Consider the following 693-nt stretch of genomic DNA (forward strand, 5'->3'; position numbering starts at 1 on the left):
GCCGGCGGGGACGTTGTAGCCGGGGATGGCGTCGGTCGGGTAGGTGCCGCCGTTGCCGTCGCTCTGGGTGCCGTTCGGGTCGCAGTGCGGGTCGCCGTGCGTGTGCGTGGCGGTCGGGTAGTCGCCGTCGGACTCGCCCGGGGGCTTGATCCACACGTCGGCGATGATGTGGTCGCCGGAACCGTAGGGGTTGGCCTGCGGGCGGGCGCCGATGCCGGCTCCGTTGACGTTGCACCAGTCACCGCGGAACGGGCGCTGGTCGACCTTGTTCGCCGCCACGTAGGTGTCGACGGTGGTCGGGCTGGAGTTGAGCGAGGTCGGCCGGGCCGAGCCGCCCCAGCCGTTGCGCGAGGTGTCGATGATCATCCCGATGCTGCTGGGGAAGCCGCTGGAGGTGAACTCGCTGTACATCGCCTCGTCGTAGTGGTGCTCGTCGAAGTACGGGTTGTACTGGTAGAACTTCGCCGAGTCCAGCGGGTTGCCGCCGACGTTGAGCGTGGTGTTCGGCAGGTACGGCTCGTCGGACGGGGTGGTGTTCGCCGTGTCGGAGACGAAGCCGTCCACGGTGGCGTAGCCGCCGGTGGCCGACTGCACGACCTTCGAGTACTCGGGGCCGGCGCCGCTCATGTTGTTCGGCCAGCCGAGCCATCCGGAGTGGCCGATGTCCAGGTAGTTGTAGACCTGCGGGCCGAT

At 68.8% G+C, this 693-nt stretch carries 1 protein-coding gene; it reads right to left on the minus strand.

Going from position 1 to position 693, the window contains the following annotated elements:
* On the minus strand, positions 1-693 hold a 693-nt coding region (locus tag KGA66_RS29290; RefSeq protein ID WP_211472884.1), incomplete at both ends, for a glycoside hydrolase family 6 protein.

The organism is Actinocrinis puniceicyclus (genome assembly GCF_018283645.1).
GTDB classification, from domain to species: Bacteria; Actinomycetota; Actinomycetes; order Streptomycetales; family Catenulisporaceae; genus Actinocrinis; species Actinocrinis puniceicyclus.